Source organism: Sorangium sp. So ce1036 (assembly GCF_051369805.1).
In the GTDB taxonomy this organism is placed as follows: Bacteria; Myxococcota_A; Polyangia; order Polyangiales; family Polyangiaceae; genus Sorangium; species Sorangium cellulosum_F.
The window spans coordinates 9450129-9468227 of the sequence record NZ_JBBMOX010000001.1 but is presented as its reverse complement, the minus strand read 5'-3'; the positions used below and the strand labels follow the sequence as shown (position 1 = coordinate 9468227).

The 18099-nt window shown below is 73.9% G+C and carries 13 protein-coding genes; 8 read left to right on the top strand and 5 right to left on the bottom strand.

Going from position 1 to position 18099, the window contains the following annotated elements:
* Positions 1 to 75 precede the first annotated feature (75 nt).
* Positions 76 to 1341, bottom strand: a complete 1266-nt coding sequence (locus WMF31_RS35590) for a PAS domain S-box protein (protein WP_436606199.1) — start codon at positions 1339 to 1341, stop codon at positions 76 to 78.
* 150 nt (positions 1342 to 1491) lie between these two features.
* Entirely contained in the window at positions 1492 to 2301 is an 810-nt protein-coding gene (locus WMF31_RS35585; protein ID WP_436606198.1) for a 2-oxo acid dehydrogenase subunit E2, read from the bottom strand.
* 613 nt (positions 2302 to 2914) lie between these two features.
* Between WMF31_RS35585 and WMF31_RS35580 the strand changes: the two genes are divergently transcribed.
* A complete protein-coding gene (locus WMF31_RS35580) occupies positions 2915 to 3811 on the top strand; it encodes an MBL fold metallo-hydrolase (RefSeq protein ID WP_436606197.1) in 897 nt (298 codons plus the stop codon).
* Between the two features lie 102 nt (positions 3812 to 3913).
* On the opposite strand, the gene WMF31_RS35575 is transcribed toward WMF31_RS35580, so the two are convergent.
* Entirely contained in the window at positions 3914 to 4201 is a 288-nt protein-coding gene (locus WMF31_RS35575) for a hypothetical protein (protein ID WP_436606196.1), read from the bottom strand.
* Positions 4202 to 4207: 6 nt separating this feature from the next.
* Here WMF31_RS35575 and WMF31_RS35570 point away from each other — a divergent pair, with 6 nt between their 5' ends.
* A complete protein-coding gene (locus WMF31_RS35570; protein ID WP_436606195.1) occupies positions 4208 to 4345 on the top strand; it encodes a hypothetical protein in 138 nt (45 codons plus the stop codon).
* Positions 4346 to 4535: 190 nt separating this feature from the next.
* Positions 4536 to 6464, top strand: a complete 1929-nt coding sequence (locus tag WMF31_RS35565) for a type VI secretion system Vgr family protein (RefSeq protein WP_436606194.1) — start codon at positions 4536 to 4538, stop codon at positions 6462 to 6464.
* Positions 6465 to 6769: 305 nt separating this feature from the next.
* On the opposite strand, the gene WMF31_RS35560 is transcribed toward WMF31_RS35565, so the two are convergent.
* The gene (locus WMF31_RS35560) at positions 6770 to 8800 is read right to left on the bottom strand and encodes a DUF2169 family type VI secretion system accessory protein (protein WP_436606193.1); all 2031 of its coding nucleotides are present in this window, start codon (positions 8798 to 8800) and stop codon (positions 6770 to 6772) included.
* Between the two features lie 253 nt (positions 8801 to 9053).
* On the opposite strand from WMF31_RS35560, the gene WMF31_RS35555 reads away from it, so the two are divergent.
* The 4 genes from WMF31_RS35555 to WMF31_RS35540 are packed head-to-tail and all read left to right on the top strand — an operon-like array spanning position 9054 to position 12945.
* Positions 9054 to 10298 carry a DUF2169 family type VI secretion system accessory protein gene (locus WMF31_RS35555; RefSeq protein WP_436606192.1) on the top strand — a complete coding sequence of 415 codons (1245 nt, stop codon included), beginning with the start codon at positions 9054 to 9056 and terminating at the stop codon, positions 10296 to 10298.
* Between the two features lie 15 nt (positions 10299 to 10313).
* On the top strand, positions 10314 to 11543 hold the full coding sequence (locus WMF31_RS35550) for a DUF4150 domain-containing protein (RefSeq protein ID WP_436606191.1): 1230 nt from the start codon (positions 10314 to 10316) through the stop codon (positions 11541 to 11543).
* A gap of 2 nt (positions 11544 to 11545) precedes the next feature.
* A complete protein-coding gene (locus WMF31_RS35545) occupies positions 11546 to 12301 on the top strand; it encodes an ankyrin repeat domain-containing protein (protein WP_436606190.1) in 756 nt (251 codons plus the stop codon).
* 8 nt (positions 12302 to 12309) lie between these two features.
* Positions 12310 to 12945: a hypothetical protein gene (locus WMF31_RS35540; RefSeq protein WP_436606189.1), complete on the top strand. Its 636-nt coding sequence runs from the start codon at positions 12310 to 12312 to the stop codon at positions 12943 to 12945.
* A gap of 110 nt (positions 12946 to 13055) precedes the next feature.
* Here WMF31_RS35540 and WMF31_RS35535 read toward each other — a convergent pair whose 3' ends face one another.
* Positions 13056 to 15482 carry a PAS domain-containing protein gene (locus WMF31_RS35535; protein ID WP_436606188.1) on the bottom strand — a complete coding sequence of 809 codons (2427 nt, stop codon included), beginning with the start codon at positions 15480 to 15482 and terminating at the stop codon, positions 13056 to 13058.
* Positions 15483 to 16130: 648 nt separating this feature from the next.
* Between WMF31_RS35535 and WMF31_RS35530 the strand changes: the two genes are divergently transcribed.
* Positions 16131 to 18095 (top strand): hypothetical protein, encoded by a 1965-nt coding sequence (locus WMF31_RS35530; protein ID WP_436606187.1) that lies wholly within the window; start codon positions 16131 to 16133, stop codon positions 18093 to 18095.
* The last annotated feature ends 4 nt before the right edge of the window (positions 18096 to 18099 follow it).

Below are 18099 nucleotides of genomic sequence, written 5' to 3'. Positions count from 1 at the left end.
GGCGCCGCCGTCGAACGAGCTCGCCGCGCGCACGACGGCGAGCAGGCCTCTTCGAGCACGGGTCCTCTCTCCCGCTCAGCGCGCGGCGTCGTCGCGACAGTGGGAGAGCGCGTATCGCAGGGCATTCTGGAGCAGGCCGAAGGTCATGAAGGCCTCGTCGGCCCAGCCGATCTCCGTCATTGTCCGCGCGATCGCGGGCGAGATGCCCGAGACGAGGCATCGGCTGCCGAGCAGGCTCGCCGCGCGCACGACGGCGAGCAGGTGGCCCACGGTGGCGGCGTCCACCGCGCTGACGCCGGTCAGGTCGAGCACGGCGAAGCGCGCGCGTGTCCGGACGATCTCGGCGAGGAGCCGCTCCATGATGTGCGCCGCCCGCTCGGCCTCCACGGTCCCGATGATGGGCAGCACGAGGACCTGATCCCACGCCTGGATGATGGGCGTGGACATCGCGAGCATCGTCTCCTGCTGCTGCCGCATCACCGCCTGGGCGCGCTCGCGCTCGGCGTTCTCTTCCGCGAGCATGCGGTGCTTCTGCTCGAGCTCCTCGGCGTAGGCGTTCCGGCGCTGGAGCGCGTCCCTGAGCTCGGCCTCCAGCCGCTTGAACGACGTGACGTCCTTGACCGTCAACGCGACCCCATCGTCGAGGGGGATGACCTGCTGTTGCATCCACATGCGCTCGCGCCCTGGCCTCTCCGCCTCGCTCTCCTGGAGCAGCCGCTCGCCGGTCTGGAACACGCGCGTGTACTTCTCCAGGAGCCTGCGGAAGTGGTCGGGCCCGGCGAGCTCGCTGAGGCGCCGGCCGATGAGCTCCTCGCGCGGCGCGGCGAGCATCTCGGACGCCCGGGCGTTGGCGTCGACGAGCACGAAGTCATCGCACCTCCCGGCCTCGTCGAGCGAGCACCGGAGTACGAAGAAGGCGTCGAGGCTCCCGTGGATCGCCGCCCGGAACCGGGACTCGGCCGCGCGCAGCGCCTCCTCGGCGAGCTTGCGCTCCGTGACGTCGCGCGCGACGAAATAGACGAGCTGCTCCTCCAGGTGAGCTGACGAGTTCCATTCGATCCAGCGATACGAGCCGTCGCGGCACCGGTAGCGGTTCGTGAACGTCACGGTGCCGGCGCCGGCGAACGCCAGCGCGGACTCGGCGATCGTGCGCTCTCGGTCGTCGGGATGGACGAAGTCCACGAACGGCCTGGACAGGAGCTCTTCTCGCGAGAACCCCAGCGCCCGCTCCCAGGCCCGGCCGATCCGCTTGAAGTACCCGTCGAAGCCGGCGATCCCCACCAGATCGACGGACAGATCGAAGAACCGCCCGAGCTCATCAACCTGCCATGCGTGAGCCATGATGAGACCCACCGCTATCAGCTCCGGCGCTGGAGATCGAGTCCATCGCCCCCGCGGCGCGGCCGCCAGGGAGAGGGGCACACCGGAGCACCAGGTCATCCCGGGTGAGGCGCGCATGGCGAGGCGATCTCGCACGGGGCGAATCCATTTCTACACCTCCGTGGTCTCCGGCTCGAACGCCCCCGGATCGGCCATGTAGGCCCGGAAGTGGCGGAGCACCTGGGCGATGTGCCAGCCGTCGACGTACCGGTGGTCGATGGTCGCCGTGATCGGGATCATCGGGCGCACCTCGGCGCGGCCGTCGACCGCGACCGCGCGGTCGGCGATCTCGCCGGCGAGGATCAGGAGCGGCACCTTGAAGAACGAGGCGAGCGGGGCGAAGCCCATGGGGAGCCCGAGCATCCCCACGCTCGTGACCATGGCGCTGCCGAACGGGCTCCGCTCGAGGCCGAGCGCCGGGAGGTCCCGGTCGAGGCTGCCGGTCAACCACCCCGAGAGCCGGAGCACCTGGCGCAAGAGCGGCCCGGGCAGGGCGCTCGCCGTTCGCTTCGCCCGGGTGAAGGCCGGGTCGCGGCCCTGCTTGAGGGCGCGGGCTCTGTCGTCGAGCTCGCGGGCGAGCTCGACGGCGCTCTTGCGATCGGCGCGCTCGACCTTCACGCCCGAGAGATCGCTGCCGGCCTGGACCGCGGTGATGAAGAAGACGTCGATCGACCTGCGGGGCACCGCGCGGTCGGCGACGATGCGGGTGTTGAGATCGGGCACCTGGAGGAGCGCGTGCGCCACGGCGCGCCCGACGAGGTGGGTCGGCGTGACGTGATGACCCGCGGCCCGCGCCGCGCCGATGAACGCGGCGATCGGGCCGGCGTCGCACTCGAACGCGCCGAAGATCTGCGGGTTGTCCGGCGCACGCCATATTGCCGACGCGACCTTCCGCCACCCGGTGAGCTTTGCGATCGCCACGTGGATCTCCAGGAGTCTGCGACAGCAGCAGAGTCGGGCCGATGGCCCGCCGCGCGGGGCAGGGGACCACCCCGCGGGCCGCATCGGTCCATGGTGTCGTCGTCCGCCGCGGGAAGCCGCCCGCCCTCGACGCCGGCGCCGCGGTATCTCCGCTGCTCCAGGCTCTCCCGCTGCCAGCCGGCGAACGCGGGCCAGCGCGACATGGTGAGCCGGACGGTGCGAGCTGTCCCGGTGTGACAGGAGCGCCGCGATTTCCCTCGCACGGCCGATCGGGTCGCTCGAGCCGCCGCGGAGCCGCCGCCAGTGCGCCGCCGCGGAGCGGCGGTCGGCGCGTGAGCCTCCCGGGGTTGGCTCCTGAGCCCGCGTCAACCCGATACGGCGCGTCAATCCGATACGGGCCGATGAGCACAACCTCGATCGCCAGGATCGGCATGCCCCATGCACTCCCACGCTCCATGTCCTCCGAGGCCCTCATGCGCTGCCCTCGCGCCCACGCTCGCGCAGCACGCCCCGGTGCGCAGGGCGGACGCATGGCACCCGATGCGCCGGTCTCGGCGAGGACCCGCCCAGGGCTGTTCCAGAGGCAACATAAGCGCGAGGGGAGAGGCGACTCATGCGAATGCATCATCTCAACTGCATCTCGACGTGCCCGATCGGCGGCGCGCTGATGGATGGGCGGACGCTGGGGCTCCGCGGGCGGCTGACGTGCCACTGCCTGCTCCTCGAGACGGACAGCGGCCTCGTCCTCGTGGACACCGGCCTCGGGCTGCTGGACGTCTCGATGGCCAGAAAGCGCCTGAGCCGATTCTTCCTCTTCCTGCTGCGCCCGGAGTTCCGCGCCGAGATGACGGCGCACCGGCAGATCCAGCGCCTCGGCTTCCGGCCCGAGGACGTCCGCCACATCGTGCTCACCCACCTCGACTTCGACCACGCCGGGGGCCTCGACGATTTCCCCGGCGCGGACGTCCACCTGCTCGCGGACGAGCGCGACGCCGCGATGGCCCAGCGGACGCTCCTCGATCGCATGCGCTACCGACCCGCCCAGTGGTCGACGCAGGCGCGCTGGGTCGCGTACCCGTCGGACGGCGGGGAGCGCTGGTTCGGCTTCGAGGGCGCGCGCGCGGTCTCTGGCCTGAAGGACGAGGTGCTGTTCGTCCCGCTGATCGGCCACACGCTGGGCCACGCGGGCGTCGCTGTCCGGAGCGCGGGCGGCTGGGTGCTCCTCGCCGGCGACGCCTACTTCTATCACCGGGAGATGGACCCGTCGCGCCCGAGCTGCACGCCCGGCCTGCGCCTCTATCAGGTCATGATGGAGAAGGACCGCCGCGCGCGGCTCCGCAACCAGCGCCGGCTGCGCGCGCTGCGGCAGGAGCACGGACACGAGGTGACCGTGGTGTGCTCCCACGATGTCGTCGAGTTCGAGCGCATGACCGGGCGCAGCCACGCCGTGCCGGCGAGGCCCATCACCCCGCGACGAACCCCCACGCCGTGGGCCGGGCAGGTCGGCTGACGATCCTGCCGAATTCCGCAGCAATCGCCCGATGAGGGAGAAGGCCGCAAGGGGGCGCGAGGGACACGGAGGAGCAGCCCGGCGCGCGGGCGATCGGCGCCGTCAGCGCCGCGCGGCCCTTCCCTTCAGCGGGCGCCACGCGCGCAGGCTCTCCACGAAAGGCTCGAGCACCGCGCGCACGCGCGGAATGGCGCGCGCGCTGCGCGGGCAGAGCAGGGCGAGCGGGCGTCGGACGGGCGGCAGGTCCACCTCCAGCTCGCAGAGCGGCGACCGCCTCGCGAAATGCGGGTGCTCCCGCGCGAGCAGCATCGCGCCGAGCCCGAGCTCGCACGCCTCGTCTCGGCGCTGCTGCTCGGCGCCTGCGCGGAGCCATCCCCGGCGCCGACGCATGAAGCGGTGAGAGCCACCCTCGGCGAGCCGACCACGCTCCAGGCGATGGAGGCGCTCCTCGACGACCCAGGCCCCATCACCGTCCGCGCCCTCGCCGACCGCCACCCGTCGATGCAGGTGCGCCTTGGCCACCAGTCCCTGTGACCGCCCGGGCAGGCGCTCCGGTGACACGCTGGTGACACGCTGGAGGCCCGGAGGAAGCCCCGATCCGGGGGCGACGCCGCGGAGCATGACTGCCGGCGTCCGGCGGCTTGTGGTGGGCTCGCCTGCCCGGCTAGCATGCCTCCGACCCGTCTCGCCAGGCGGTGGCGGCGCGGGCACCACCGGAGCGACCATGGCCGACGGGAATCCGATTCAGCTGGCGAAGGGAGACGGGGGCTCCGGCGCGCCGGGCGCGTGCAGGGAGGTCTGGGCGGAGGCGCAGATCGCCTCCGGCGACGCGGTCGACGTGCGCCACGTCGAGGTCTCCGACCGCATGTCGGCGCTCTTCGAGGTGCGCGTCGTCGCCGTGTCGGACAACCCGGACATCGATTTCGAGGCCGTCGTCGGCCAGCCGATGCGCCTCGCCGTGCACGGCGCCCATTCCCGCACGTGGACCGGCATCTGCAATCACCTCCGGCAGGTCGCGGTCGAGGAGCGCAACCTCTCGACCTACGAGCTCACGCTCGTCCCGTCGCTGTGGCTCGCCACCCAGCGGCGCAATCACCGCATGTTCCAGCACCGCTCGGAGATCGACATCGCGCATCAGCTCCTCGACGAGTGGGGGATCTCCCCGGAGCTGCGCCTGGCCGGGACGTACAAGAAGCGCAAGTACCGCGTCCAGTACGGCGAGAGCGACTACACGTTCCTCTGCCGCATGCTCGAGGACGCGGGGGTGAGCTTCTACTTCGACGGCAGCGGCGGCGAGAGCCGGCTCGTCCTCGATGACGGCCCCCACCGGAACGCCCGCCGCAGCCCGATCGCGTTCCGCGACAACCCCACGGAGGCGGATCGGGAGCACGTCATCGACGTCCACGTCGGCCGCCGCCTGCGCCCGGGCAAGTACACGGTGCGCGATCACGACCACCGGCGGCCGGCGGTCTACAAGCTCATGGCGAGCGCCGCCGGCGCGGGCGGCGTCGAGGAGCGGCTCGAGCGGTTCCACTACGTGCCCGGCGCGTTCCTGTACGAGAGCGACAAGGGCGAGAGCACGCCGGCCGCCGACGATCGGGGCAAATACCGCGCGGACGAGTCCGAGGGCGCCGCGCTCGCGCAGCGGCGGCTCGAGGCCAAGCGCGCGTCCGCCCGCGAGATCACGTTCAAGACGAACGCCCTCGATCTCGCGCCGGGCACCGTCCTTTCCTTCCTCGACCATCCGAAGACCGAGCTTGGCCCGGGCGTGGGGCTGCTCGTCCTCGAGTCGACCCTCGTCGGCGACCTGCCGGGCGCCTGGCAGCACGCGTGCAAGGCGGTGAGCGCGGAGGTGCCGTACCGCCCGCCGCTCCGCACGCGCAAGCCGCGCGCCCAGGGGGTCGAGAGCGCCACGGTCGTGGGCGCGCCCGGCGAGGAGATCCACGTAGACGAGCTCGGCCGCGTGCGCGTCCAGTTCCACTGGGACCGGGAGGGCCGCATGGACGACGGGTCGTCGTGCTGGATCCACGTGAGCCAGCCCTGGAGCGGCGCCGGCTTCGGCGGGACGAACCTGCCGCGCGTGGGCCAGGAGGTGATCGTCGATTTCCTCGGCGGCGACCCCGATCGCCCGATCATCGTCGGCCGGGTGTACACGAGCCTCCAGAGGACGCCCTACAAGCTCCCCGACGACAAGACGCAGAGCGGCTGGAAGAGCAGCTCGTCGCCCGAGACCGGCGGCTACAACGAGATCATGTTCGAGGACGCGGCCGGCCGGGAGCTCGTGCGGGTGCAGGCCGAGCGCGACCTCCACAAGAAGGTCAAGCACGACGAGAGCATGATCGTCGGCAACGACCGGGTGAGCGCGATCGGCCACGACGAGGAGCAGACGGTCGGCAACGATTTCATGAAGCAGGTGGGGAACAACGCGCGCGAGGTGGTGGGCATGAACCGGTCGCGCGCGGTGGGGAACAACGAGACGGTGGAGATCGGCAGCACGCAGACCATCCGTGTCGGCGACAGGCTGGAGATCGTCTGCGGCAAGTCGGTCATCGTGCTCGAGAGGTCGGGGAAGATCACGATCGCTGGCACCGACATCACGGTCCACTCGAGCGGCCACACGCAGATCGACGGCGATCCGATCGACCTCAACTGACTCTTGCTCTTGTGAGCGACCCTTGGCGCGGCACGGCGCGCATGCCCGGCTCGGGCGGATCCGCCATACCGGCGCCGATGTGGAGACCTACGTGCGGCGGCTGATGGTACGCCGACGGATCGAGTGACGCCTGCGCGCGGCACGTCGGGCCCACGAAGACGCGGAGATCGTCCTCTCCCACGCGCTTGGGAACCTGCCGGAGCCGCCTTGGCTCGCTCCCATGTTCTTCCGAGGAAACGATTTCTGACGCGGTTCTTCCGAGGAAACGATTTCTGACGCGCGGGACTGGAGCCGGGCCTCCGTTCTCAGGGGGCCTCCGCCGCCTCGCGCATCGCCTCGCGCACTTCCCGGGCCGCCTCCGGATCCTTCACGACCCGCTCCAGCCACACGCGCCGGATCCGGATCATCACGCCCTCCGGCAGCCTCAGCTCCGCGAGCGTCTCCCGGTCGTTCCCGCGCTCTGCCGCGATCACGAGCCGCGCGTACTCGGCCGCCGTGATCGGCCCTCGCTCGGCCTCGAGCGCCCCGACGAACGCCGCGTCGTACGCCGAGAGCTGCGCCTTGCTCCCGCGCGCCATGCCGGCGCGGATCGCGTCGAGCCAGTGGGCGTGGAGCGCCTCCCAGGTGTCCAGCGCGAGCGCCTCCGCCTCCAGGATCTCGTCCTGCGACTCCGGCCGGCGCGCGAGCCGCGCCGCGATCGCCGCGCAGCGCTCGAGGGGGTACTCGCTCACCGGCAGCCGCGGCGCCTCCGCCTGCCCGGTCGGGAGCTGCTCCGCCGTGGCCGGGGCGGGGGCGGGCGCCTCGGCCCGCGCGGCCTCGGCGGCCCCGCTGGCCGCGGGGGGCGGCGGCGCGGGCGGCGGCGGCGTGACGAGCCACGCGGGCGGCTGCGGCGAGGCGGGCCACGCGGGAGGCTGCGGCGAGGCGAGCCACGCGGGCGGCTGCGGCGAGGCGGGCGGCGCGTCGGAGCGCTGCGCGTCGATCGCCGCGAGCGGCGGAGGCGGCGCGGGGGCCGGAGGGGAGCCGGGCGAGGCCGTCGGGCGACGCAGCGTCGAAGGCCCTTCGACCGGCGCGCCGCCCTGGGGCGGGAGCGCGCCGGCTCGGAACGGGAGCGCCGGCCTCGCGGGCGCGAGGGATGGCGCCTGGGTCCCGGCGGCGCCTTCCTCCCCACCGACGGGGCCCGAGGCCGGGCTCGAAGGGCGCGAGATCGAGGCCTCGGGGCCCGAGGCCGGGAATGACGGCGAGACGCGCGCTCCGTTCGCGTCCGGCGCCGCGCCGGCGGGCGGCTCCGCGCCGGGGGGCGCCGCGGCCTGCTGGAACGGCAGCGCCGCGGCGGGCCTCGACGAGAGCGGCGCGGCCATCGTGCCCGTGATGCTCGGCGCGTCCTCGCCGTGCGTGACGAGCACGACCCCCGCGCGATCGGGGCGATCGAGCAGCAGCTGCCCGCGCCAGACGAGCGCCGCCACGCCGTGATCCGTGTCGATGACCAGCGTGTCGCACCGGAGGGGCACCCGCTGCTCGACGCCGTAGACGGCCGTGATCGCGCGCGGCGCCGGCGCCGCGAGGCGCGTGACGAGCCGCGCGAAGCGCGGGTGCAGGTGCTCGAGCACGATCCGCTCCCCTCCCGTGAGCTCGTCCGTCACCTGATCCGGCGGCGCGACGTTGAAGTACCCGAGATCGATGTCCTCGGGCAGCGGCCGCTCGGCCCAGCGCGCGTGATTCCAGCCCGCCGCGTGCCGGCGCAGGCGCTCGGCGCGGTCGGGCCACTCCGGCCGGAGCGGCCCGAGCCCGGCGGGCCGCACGAGCTCGCGCCGCGCCGCCCCCCACGAGCCCGCCGGCAGCAGGTTCGGCGCGCGCACCCGCCCCCACGGATCGGCGAGCCCGCCGTCGCCCGTCGGCACGCCGACCGGGTTCGCCGTGCGCGGCCCGCCCGCGGCGCGCTCCCAGCGGAGCGGCATGCGCGTGAAGGGCGCGGGCTCGCCGAGCGCCCCGTCGTGCGCGAAGCACGCGTCCCCGCGGATCTGGACCGCCTTGTCCAGATCGCCCACCGCGAGCCGCGCGACGAGCAACCGCACCGGGTTGCCCTCGGGCGCGTACGCATGGCCCACGACGACCACCTCTCCCCACCTCTTGAGGGGCGCGACCGGGCCCCACGGCTCGACGAGCCGCCGCTCGTCGTCCTCGCCCGCGAGCGGGGCCGTGGGGGCGCGGATCAAGGGCGACTCGCCGGGCGCGAGCTCGAAGAGGGCTCGGCACGCGATGGTGAGCGCCCAGGCGTCTGGTCTCGGCCGCCACACGAGCGAGCTGGCCCGCAGCGACCCCTGGCAGACGACGTCCATCGATGCGTGAGGGTACCCGAGCCGCGACGCCCCCGGCGCAGCGAACGCGCGCCGTCGCGTCCCGGTCACGCGGGGGACGCGGCGCCGTGAAACAGGCGGCGCGCTGCGCGCCCCGTGCGCTTCTGTCCAGCGCGCCTCGCGCCCCGAGGCGCCGTGCCGGCGGGGGCCTCCTCGCGCGGCATCGCCGTCGAGCGCCGGCGCGGCCTCCTCCGTTGAACGCCGGTGCGGCCTCCGATAGCGTCACGGGGCGACGATGGAGTGCCGCAACCTCACGCCGTTCGACGCCCTGGCGTACGGCGCGCTCGACGCCAGCGACGAGGAGCACCACGTCTTCGTGCTCAAGGCCGCCTACCGGCTCGCCGCCGGGGCCGACGGCGACGCCGGGGCGGCGACGCACCGCTGCGAGCTCCTCCCGGGCGACGAGGCGGGGCGGCTCCACCTGCGCGACGAGTTCGAGGGCGAGCCGAACGCGTCGAGCGTCCGCGCGGAGAGCGATCTCGCGCCGTTCAAGCCGCGCTGCGACGTGCTCGTGCGCGCGACCGCGTGGGCGCCCGGGGGCCGGCCCGCGGAGCGCTGGACGGCGCGGCTGCGCGTGACGGCGCCCGAGGAGCCGCCCCCGGGGGTCGACCCCGGCGGCCGCGCGCCGGCGAGGCGTGTGCTCGTGGACAAGGCCCTGGAGGTGTGCGGCCCGCGGTGGTTCGAGCGCGCGGAGGACGGCTTCCGCCTCACGCCGCCCGGGCCGGCGGCGAGCGTCCCGGTGCGCTGGGAGCACGCCTTCGGCGGGCGCAGCTTCGTGCCCGCCCCGGAGCCGGGCAGGGGCCCGCTCCTCGACGAGGTGTGCTTCACCAACCCGGTCGGCTGCGGGTGGATGGAGGCGCGTTACCTCGGCGCGCTGAAGGACGCCGGCGCGCCGTTGCCCGACCGCGTGCCCGCGCCGCAGATCGAAGGGCCCGACCGCAGGGTGACGCGGCTCGTGCTGGCGTCGCACCCGCCGCACGCCGTCGAGGCGCCCAGGATGGCGGAGCTCGCGGAGGGGTACGGCGTCGGCCCGGCGGGCCTCGGGTGCGTGGGGCGCGCGTGGACGCCCCGGCTCCAGCGGGCGGGCACCTACGATGACGCGTGGGTGCAGGGCCGGCACCCGTTCCTCCCCGACGACTTCTCCTTCGCCTACTGGAACGCGGCGCCCGACGACCAGCAGATCCCGCACCCCGGCCCCGGCCTGCGCGTCGAGCTCGTTCACCTCGCGCGCCCCGAGCTCGCCCGCGACGGGCGCGTCGCGTTCGAGCTGCCGCCGCATCGGGCGTTCGCGCTCGCCTGGATCGCGGGGCTCCCCGTGCCGGTCCCCGCGGCGCTCGACACGCTCGCGGTGGACACCGAGGCGATGGTCGTGACGTGCGTGTGGCGGGCGCTCGTGGCGCGCGCGCTCGGGGTGCAGCGCATGGAGGCGCGCTTCGAGGTCGACCCGCTCGCGCCCCTCTTGAAGCTGCAGACGGATTGAAGATGGAGGCGGCGCGTGGCTGAGAACGTCCTCTCCCGCAAGCAGGATCCGTGGATGGCGGTGTCGTGCGCGCCCGACGTCTGCAAGACGCCGATGGGGTCGAGCACGCCGCCCGTGCCCTACAACGTGGTCTCCAGGCTGGCGCCCGCGCTGGACGCCAGCGCGGACGTCCGCGCCAACGCCGGCCGCGTGCACAAGCACGACAGGACGGTGATGCCCACGACCGAGGGCGACGAGCCGGGCAGCGCGAAGGGCGTCGTGAGCGGCACCGTCGGGCAGCAGAGCTGGTCGCAGGAGCACAGCCCGAGCGTCAGGGCCGACGGCCTGCCGGTCGTGCGCCACGACGACAGGGCGCAGATGAACGGCGACAAGGCGGCGCAGGACAAGGCCGACAAGGCGGCCCGCTACGCGTGCCGCAAGGAGCAGATCGCGGAGGGCAAGAAGAGCCAGGATCCCGCGACGCGCGACGCCGCCGAGCGCTTCGAGCGCAACAACGTCGCCGCCGAGAAGGCCGCGCTCTCGCAGCACGCGTACGACCCCTCGAAGCCGCCGCCCACGGGCTGGCGCGACATCAGCGACGACCCCGAGGCGCTCGCGCGCTACGGCGTCACGCCCGGCGATCTGGACGGCAGCCGCCCGGACGCCACGCGGCTCTACGAGCCCGATCCCGACGTCTTCGGCGGCGATCAGCGGCCGACGGTCGCCTTCCGGGGGACGGAGGGCGGCGCGGACTGGAAGAACAACATCGCGCAGGGGCTCAACATCGAGTCGCCGTACTACCGCGACGCCGTGCGCGTGGGGAACACGCTCGGGGGCAGCGTGGACTACACGGGGCACTCGCTCGGCGGCGGCCTCGCGTCGGCCGCGGCGACCGCGGGCGGCTCGCGGGGGTGGACGTTCAACGCGGCGGGGCTCAACGCGGGCACGGTGACGGGCTACGGCGGCACGGAGCGCCCGGCCGACATCGCCGCGTACCGCGTCCAGGACGAGGTGCTCACGGGCGCGCAGGAGCAGGGGTGGAAGGGCACCCTGGCCGCGTTCGCGGTGGGCGGCTTCTGGGGCGCCGCGGCCAAGATCGCCCTGAGCGCGCTCATGCCGGACGCCGTGGGCGAGCGGCGCACCCTGCCCGCGTCGAGCTTCGACCCGTACCACCGCCACCTGATGCCCGACGTCCTCAAGGGCATCGAGCGGCAGAAGCAAGAAGACCAGCAGCGGATCGCCGAGAAGACCGGAAAGGTGTGCTGAACATGGCCATGCGCCGGCCCGACCCCGACCGCTTCTTCCTCGGCCCGCAGCGCGAGCTCGCGCGGGCCATCGCGGCCGCCGACCTCGCGGCCGTCCGCGCGCTCGCGCCGGCGACCGACCTCGGCGCGCCCGGCGCGGAGGACATGACGCTGCTCGTGTTCGCGATGCAGTGGGCGTCGGGGCGCGAGCCCGAGCGGCTGCGGATCGTGACCGAGCTCGTGCGCGCGGGCGCCGACGTGCACCGCGTGGTGCCGGGCCTGACGAGCGCCCTCGAGCTCTCGCTGCTCTCGAGCAGCCCCGATTTCTTGCGGGCGATGCTCGACGGCGGCGTGCCGCCCGACGCGCGGGTCGGCCGCGGCGGCACGCCGGCGCTCTTTCGCGCGGCCGCCGAGCCCACGGCCGCGAACATGCACCTCTTGCTCGACCGCGGCGCCGACGTGAACGCCCGCGACGCGCTCGGGACGCCCGCGATCACGCACGCGCTGCGCGCCCTGCAGCTCGATCAGGTGGAGCAGCTGCTCGACCGCGGCGCCGACCCTCGCGCGGTGAACCGCCTGGGCCAGTCGTTCGCGGGCGTCCTCGCGGAGCTCATGGCGCGGCAGCTCCCGGGCTCGCCCGCGCTCCAGAAGATGTCGGCGCTCCGCGACCGCGTCGCGCGGGCGGGGGTGGAGTGGCCGCCCGCGCCGCCCGAGGTGGAGCGCGAGCGCATGCGGCAGCGCGGCGAGGAGCCGATCGTCCCGGTCGGCCACGCGCGGTGAGGTGATCCATGGCAACGGGCAACACGATCGGGCGCATCGTCGGACAGTCCCCCGCGCGCCCGGTGCCCCCGGAGCAGGCCAACCCGGTCGTGCGGCTCTCCGAGGGCGTCCAGCAGCTCGCGTCGCGGTGGCGAGCGCTCCACGGGATGATGCAGCGCCTCGGCGGAGGGCGCGGGGGCGCGCCGCCGGGCGGGGGCGCGCCCGGGGCCGTCGACGCCGCGCTCGGGGCCGCGGACGTCGCGTCCCTCGCGGAGCTCGGCGCCCGGCTGGCCGAGATCGGGAGCCGCCTGCGGGCCTCCCCCGAGGCGATGGAGAGGCCGCCGCGGCCCGACCAGTTCGAGACGCGCCGGCTGACCGAGGAGATGCTGCGGCAGGCGATGGAGGTGTCGGGGCCTCGCGGCCAGCCGGTGCACGCGCTCTCGCTCGCCGCGGCGCGGGAGCGGATCGCGGAGCTCGCCGGACAGGCCCCGTCGCCGGCGCAGGCCGCGCAGGCCGTCGAGAACGCCGCGACGATGGCGCAGATGCGCGGCGCCAACGGGCCGGTGCTCGCGATGCTCCAGTCGGTGCTCGGCGAGCTCCGGCGCGCGCTGGCCTTGATCCAGGGCATCCAGGGCAGGGCGGACGGCGCGCAGATCCGGAGGTGAGCCGCGCGAGAGCGCGCTCGGAGGCACCCCCGTCGCGGGCCACGACAGGGGCCCGCCGGAGCGCAGGCCCCGTGAGCGACGAGCCAGGGACGAGCCTGGGCGACGCGGCGCTAGGCGCCGCTCCGGGGAGGCGGCAGGCCGATCGGCAGCGTGAAATGGAACGTCGTGCGCCCGCCCCTCGGGCTCTCGACCCAGATCCTGCCGCGGTGCGCCTCGATCAGCCCCTTCGCGATGTACAGGCCGAGACCCAGCCCGACGACGCGCTCGTTCCGCATGGCCCTGCCCCGGAAGAAGCGCTCGAACAAGAGCGGGAGATCCTCCGGCGGGATCCCCCGGCCCGTGTTCTGGATGGAGACCTGCACCTCGCCGCCGCGCCGCGCCAGCGTCACCTGGATGGGCGTCCCGGGATCTCCGTACTTCGCGGCGTTCGAGAGCAGATTGCTGAGGACCTGCTCGACGCGCCCGGCGTCCGCCTGGACGATCGGGATCTCGCCCGTGAGCTCGACATGGACCTCGTGCCCCTCGGTCTCGCCCGCGGTCCGCTCCACGACCGCCTCCACGAGCGCCGCCAGGTCGACGGGGTCGCTCTCGATCGCGAGCCGCCGCGACTCGATCCGGGAGATGTCCGTGAGATCCGAGATCATCCGCCCGAGCCGCCTGGCGCTCGCCAGGATATGCCCTGCCCGGATCTTCACGGCGGCGGCCATCTGCGGCCTCCGCTCGAGCTGCGCCGCATAGCCGATGATGGTCGTCACGGGCTGCTTCAGATCGTGCGCCACCACGGACGTCCACTCCTCCTTGAGCCGCTCCAGATCCTTGAGCCGGGTGATGTCGTCGAACACGACGACCGCGCCGAGCAGCTTCCCCGTGCCGTCGACGATGGGCCCGGCGCTCACGAGCACCGCCACGGCGCCGCCGTCGGGGCGCCGGAGGGAGAGCGCCCTCGCCGTCGTCACCTCGCCCCGCAGCGCGCGCGCCGCCGGCTGCTCCTCGTCGGGGAGCGGCTGCCCGTCGGGGAAGCACAGGAGCGACGCGTCGGTCGACCCGGGCGACGCCGTCCCGCCGAGCTCCTTCGCGCGGCGGTTCAAGGCGATCTGCGCGCCGGCCGCGTCGAGCAGGAGGATGCCGACCGGAGAGCGCTCGATGACCGCGATGAGCCAGCTCCGCTCGGCCGCGAGCTGCCGGACGAGCCGCTCGCGCTCCTCGTCGGCGAGCTTCTCCGTCGTGACGTCGCGCGAGATCCCGACGCAGGTGATCGGATTCCCGCTCCCGTCGCGCTGGATCGCGATGTGGTTCGCGAACCAGCGGACCCGGCCGCCTCGATCGATGATCCGGAGCGTGATCCGCCCGCCGCCCGTGGCCATCCGCTCGACGAAGGCGTCATACCGCTCGCGATCCTCGGGGTGGAGCAGCTCCTCGAAGAGCCGGGGGTTGTCGTACCAGGCCTCCGGCGGATAGCCGGTCAGCTCGAGGACGGCGGGGTTGATGTACTCGTAGGTGCGCTCCGGGCCGAGCCGCCTCCGGAAGATGACGTCGCTCGCGTGCTCCGCGATCACCCGCAGGCGCTCCTCGCTCAGCCGCAACGCGGTCGCGGCCCGCCGCGGCTCGGTGACGTCGAGCGCCGTGCCGATCAGCCGGAGCGGGGTCCCGTCGCCGTCGCGGATCACGTCCGCCTCCGTCTGGAGGATGCGCTCCTCCCCGTCGGGGCGGAGGATCCGGTACTCGAGGCAGTACGGCGCGGCCCCCTGGAGCGCGAGCTCGACCGAGCGCATCACGCGGTCGCGATCCTCGGGGTGGATGCGGGCGAGGAACTTCTCGTACGTGAGCGCGCCGTCGCCGCGGGCCAGCCCCAGCATCGGATAACACTCGTCGGACCAGAACAGCCTGTTCTGCGGAATGTGCCAGTCCCAGTTGCCCAGCCTGGCGATCTTCTGCGCCCGCGCGAGGCTCTCCTCGCTGAGCCGGAGCGCCGCCTCCGTCGCCCTCGCCTCGTCGATCGCTGCGCTGAGCCGCTCGCTCGTGCGCTGAAGCTCCAGCTTCTCCCGCTCGAGCTCCTCGACCCGCGCGCGGAGCGCGCGTGACTCGACGGCGGCGAGCGCCATCCCGAAGACGCTCGACAGGGCGCGGGCGATCCCGGTCGCGTCGGCCTTCGTGAAGGCGACGCGCGAGGCGGCGTAGAACAGCACCGCGCGCACCTCGCCGGCGAAGGCGAGCGGGAGCGCGGTCGCGATGGCGTCGCCGTGGCCGTCCGCGGCGATGACGCCGGGGAGCGGCGCGCCGCGGCCGTCGTCCGGCGCGATCTGCGCGAGCCCGGTGCGGGCCGCCTCCGCGGCGAGGCGCTGCGCGTCGAACGGCAGGGGCTCGAGCGGGTCCCGGAAGAGGCTTCCCCGGCCCTCCATGACGAGCTCCAGCGCGAGCGGCTCCTGGCGGATCTCGTAGAGGTTGACCACGGCGGCGTGGAGGTGGCGCAGCGCCGTCTGCACGATCACGTGCCGCGCGGCCGCGGGCTCCGCAGCGCGCGAGAGGGCGATCGACACGTCCGCCACCATGCGGGCCACCGCATCGCCCGCCGATGGCGGGCGCGCGCGCTGTCCGTCCCTGGACGGTCCACCCCGCATGGCCCGGCCCCCTGTGTCGTCGCTGTTCAATCCGCCCCTCGCGCCTTCGACTCGATCCTGTGAGCGCGGCGCGAGAGTATCATGAGGTCCGCGCGGCGCGCCGCTTCATGCCGCGGCGCGAGGGCCAGCGCGGCAGGCCGGCCTCCGAGGCATCGGGCCGTCGCCGCGCCCCCGCGCTCCACCCTCGGATCCCGAGCGGGGCCGGGGATGCCCGGGCGCGCCGTGTTTCTGCGCGACCAGGGCTGCAACGGGGTGGCTACACCCCTGTGGGAATCTTTTGCGCCCTCCCGGTGGGCTGGCCTGGTGGGCTGGCTTAGCGGGCGCTCGACCTGCAGCCGAGTGCGACGTCGTAAATGTGCTTGAGCTTCACCAGCGGGCCCGGACCGGGACAGGCGAGGGAACGGGCTGGCAGCTCTCGCGCAGCGCGCGGGGCCGACGGCTCCGTTGCGGGCGCGCTGACGCTCCGTTGCGGGCGCGCTGACCGGGAGCGCCGGGTGGAGCCCCGGCACCCGTCGTGAATACGGTGGCCGTTGCTCGCATCCAAGCCACTATCCACTCGGAGGAGTCATGCGTAATTTTCGCAACTTGATGAGCGCCGCGCTCGCATCCGTCCTGTCGCTCGCGGCCGCGGCCGCTCAGGCCGAGGTGGCCATCTGGGATGTCATGGCGTCGGATGGCAACGGCGAGTTTGATTCCAGGCTGGTCGTCCAGGGAGATACGCTCGTTCTGCGCGTCAGCGCTGCCGGTACCGGCGGCGTCTACCCCGTCGAAGCGGAGCTCGAGGGGGTGAGGATCGAGCTCGTGCGCCCTGGCGACGAGGGGCCCTTCGAGGGGACATTCGATATCAGCGATCTCGCCTACGGCCCGCACCGCTTGACGATCCGCGCGTACGATCTCTTCGGCGATGCAGAGACGGTGGAGAAGACCGTGGAGAGGTACGCGGCGCCGCTCATCCGGATGACGAGCCCGCTGCCGAGCAGCACCGTCGCCGGGAACCCGCGCGTGTACATCCAGTGCCTGGGGACGGCGCCGTACGAATGCGCGCAACTGTGCGGCTATTTCCGGACCCAGACGCGTGACCTGGGGAGCCAGTGCTTCGCCCGCCAGGCGGGCGCGCCGCCCGGGCCGCTATGGTTCGCGGCGGCGCCATCGCCCGCGCCGCTCCCCGGCGAGGTGGTCACCGTCAGCGTCTCTGTCAGGCTCAGCAACGATCGCGAGCTCGGGCGCACGCTCGGGCCCCTCTACTACGAATCCAGCCCGAAGCTCGTCGCGCTCCACAGCGTCCCGGGCGCCATCCTCGATTTCGACGCCACGCGGATCCTGTTCCTCGATCACTACCAGCGGCTCGGCGTCTTCGACCGCGCCACGCAGGAGATGCGGTGGGCCGCGACGCTCCCGCCGGATCCTTCGATCGGCTCGAGCTACGGCGCCCTCACGCCGTACGGCGCCGCGGTCCAGTCAGGGACCGGCCGCGTCTTCGTGTGGCGCGACGGCGTGTGGCGCAAGATCGTGACGACCGGCCGGCTCGACGCGGTGAGCGGCGACACGCTGGTGTGGACCACGGACGACGAGGACAGGGCGTATGCACACACGGTGTCGACGGGCATCAACACCCCCCTCTGGAACCGGCCGGGCACCGTGACGCCGTTCCAGACCGACATCTCGCCGTCCGGCGATATCTACTATGCCACCTACGAGGAGCCGTGGATCCGCCGGTTCGGCGTGAGCCGCCTCGGGTATCACCCGGGCAAGCTGCAGCGGCCGATCACCGACGGAATGAACGTCGCCGGACGGTGGTGGAACGGGAGCACGAGCTCGAGCTACCTGTTCACGGCGGACGGCGAGGAGGTGTTCCTCGGCGACTCGATCTCGGGCAACTCCGCGGGGCTGCTCCTGCACGCGGGGTACGCCGGCTTCCTGCGGAGCGACGGGGCCGCGAACCAGGTATGGCTGCGGACGCCGGAAGGCGAGATGTACCAGCTCAGCAACTTCGCGGCGTCGAGCCTGTTCGATCAGCAGAAGCTCCGGGTCGGCCACGACGGCATCAGCGACGACGGGGAGGTGCTGTTTCTGAACGGGGGCAAGCGGTACATCGGCCGCCCGGGCGTCGAGCCCGAGGAGATCGGCTCGGCGCTCGGGCACGCGCGCTGGGTCGACGGGAATGCGCTCGTGACCATCGGCAACACGCTGTTCCAGGTCGTGAGCGAGGCGGCCCCCGCCGCGCCCTCCGCGGAGACGGGCGAGGCGCTGCTCGCCGGCGCGGCGGGCCCCGACGGCCCCGACGCGCCGATCGCGGGCGAAGCGCAGGAGCCTGCGCCGGCGGCGCTGCTCCCCGGCCACGAGCCGGACGCCCTGCCGGTGCTGGACGACGCGCCCGCGCTCCAGCTCGCCGGCGACGCGTCGAGCGGCGGCCTGCCGGCCGGGGTCGGCTGCAGCGCCGGCCGCTCGGCCGCCCCGGGGAGCGGCCTCGCCGCGCTCGCCGCGGCGATCGCGGGCCTCGCCGCTGCGCGGCGCGACCGCCGGCGGGCGTAGCCAG

What these genes read in the sequence shown, in the direction of transcription:
- WMF31_RS35590 (WP_436606199.1), bottom strand. Translation starts at nt 1,341, where the DNA reads ATGGCTCACGCATGGCAGGTTGATGAGCTCGGGCGGTTCTTCGATCTG.
- WMF31_RS35580 (WP_436606197.1), top strand. Translation starts at nt 2,915, where the DNA reads ATGCGAATGCATCATCTCAACTGCATCTCGACGTGCCCGATCGGCGGC.
- WMF31_RS35575 (WP_436606196.1), bottom strand. Translation starts at nt 4,201, where the DNA reads ATGCGTCGGCGCCGGGGATGGCTCCGCGCAGGCGCCGAGCAGCAGCGC.
- WMF31_RS35565 (WP_436606194.1), top strand. Translation starts at nt 4,536, where the DNA reads ATGGCCGACGGGAATCCGATTCAGCTGGCGAAGGGAGACGGGGGCTCC.
- WMF31_RS35560 (WP_436606193.1), bottom strand. Translation starts at nt 8,800, where the DNA reads ATGGACGTCGTCTGCCAGGGGTCGCTGCGGGCCAGCTCGCTCGTGTGG.
- WMF31_RS35555 (WP_436606192.1), top strand. Translation starts at nt 9,054, where the DNA reads ATGGAGTGCCGCAACCTCACGCCGTTCGACGCCCTGGCGTACGGCGCG.
- WMF31_RS35545 (WP_436606190.1), top strand. Translation starts at nt 11,546, where the DNA reads ATGGCCATGCGCCGGCCCGACCCCGACCGCTTCTTCCTCGGCCCGCAG.
- WMF31_RS35540 (WP_436606189.1), top strand. Translation starts at nt 12,310, where the DNA reads ATGGCAACGGGCAACACGATCGGGCGCATCGTCGGACAGTCCCCCGCG.
- WMF31_RS35530 (WP_436606187.1), top strand. Translation starts at nt 16,131, where the DNA reads ATGCGTAATTTTCGCAACTTGATGAGCGCCGCGCTCGCATCCGTCCTG.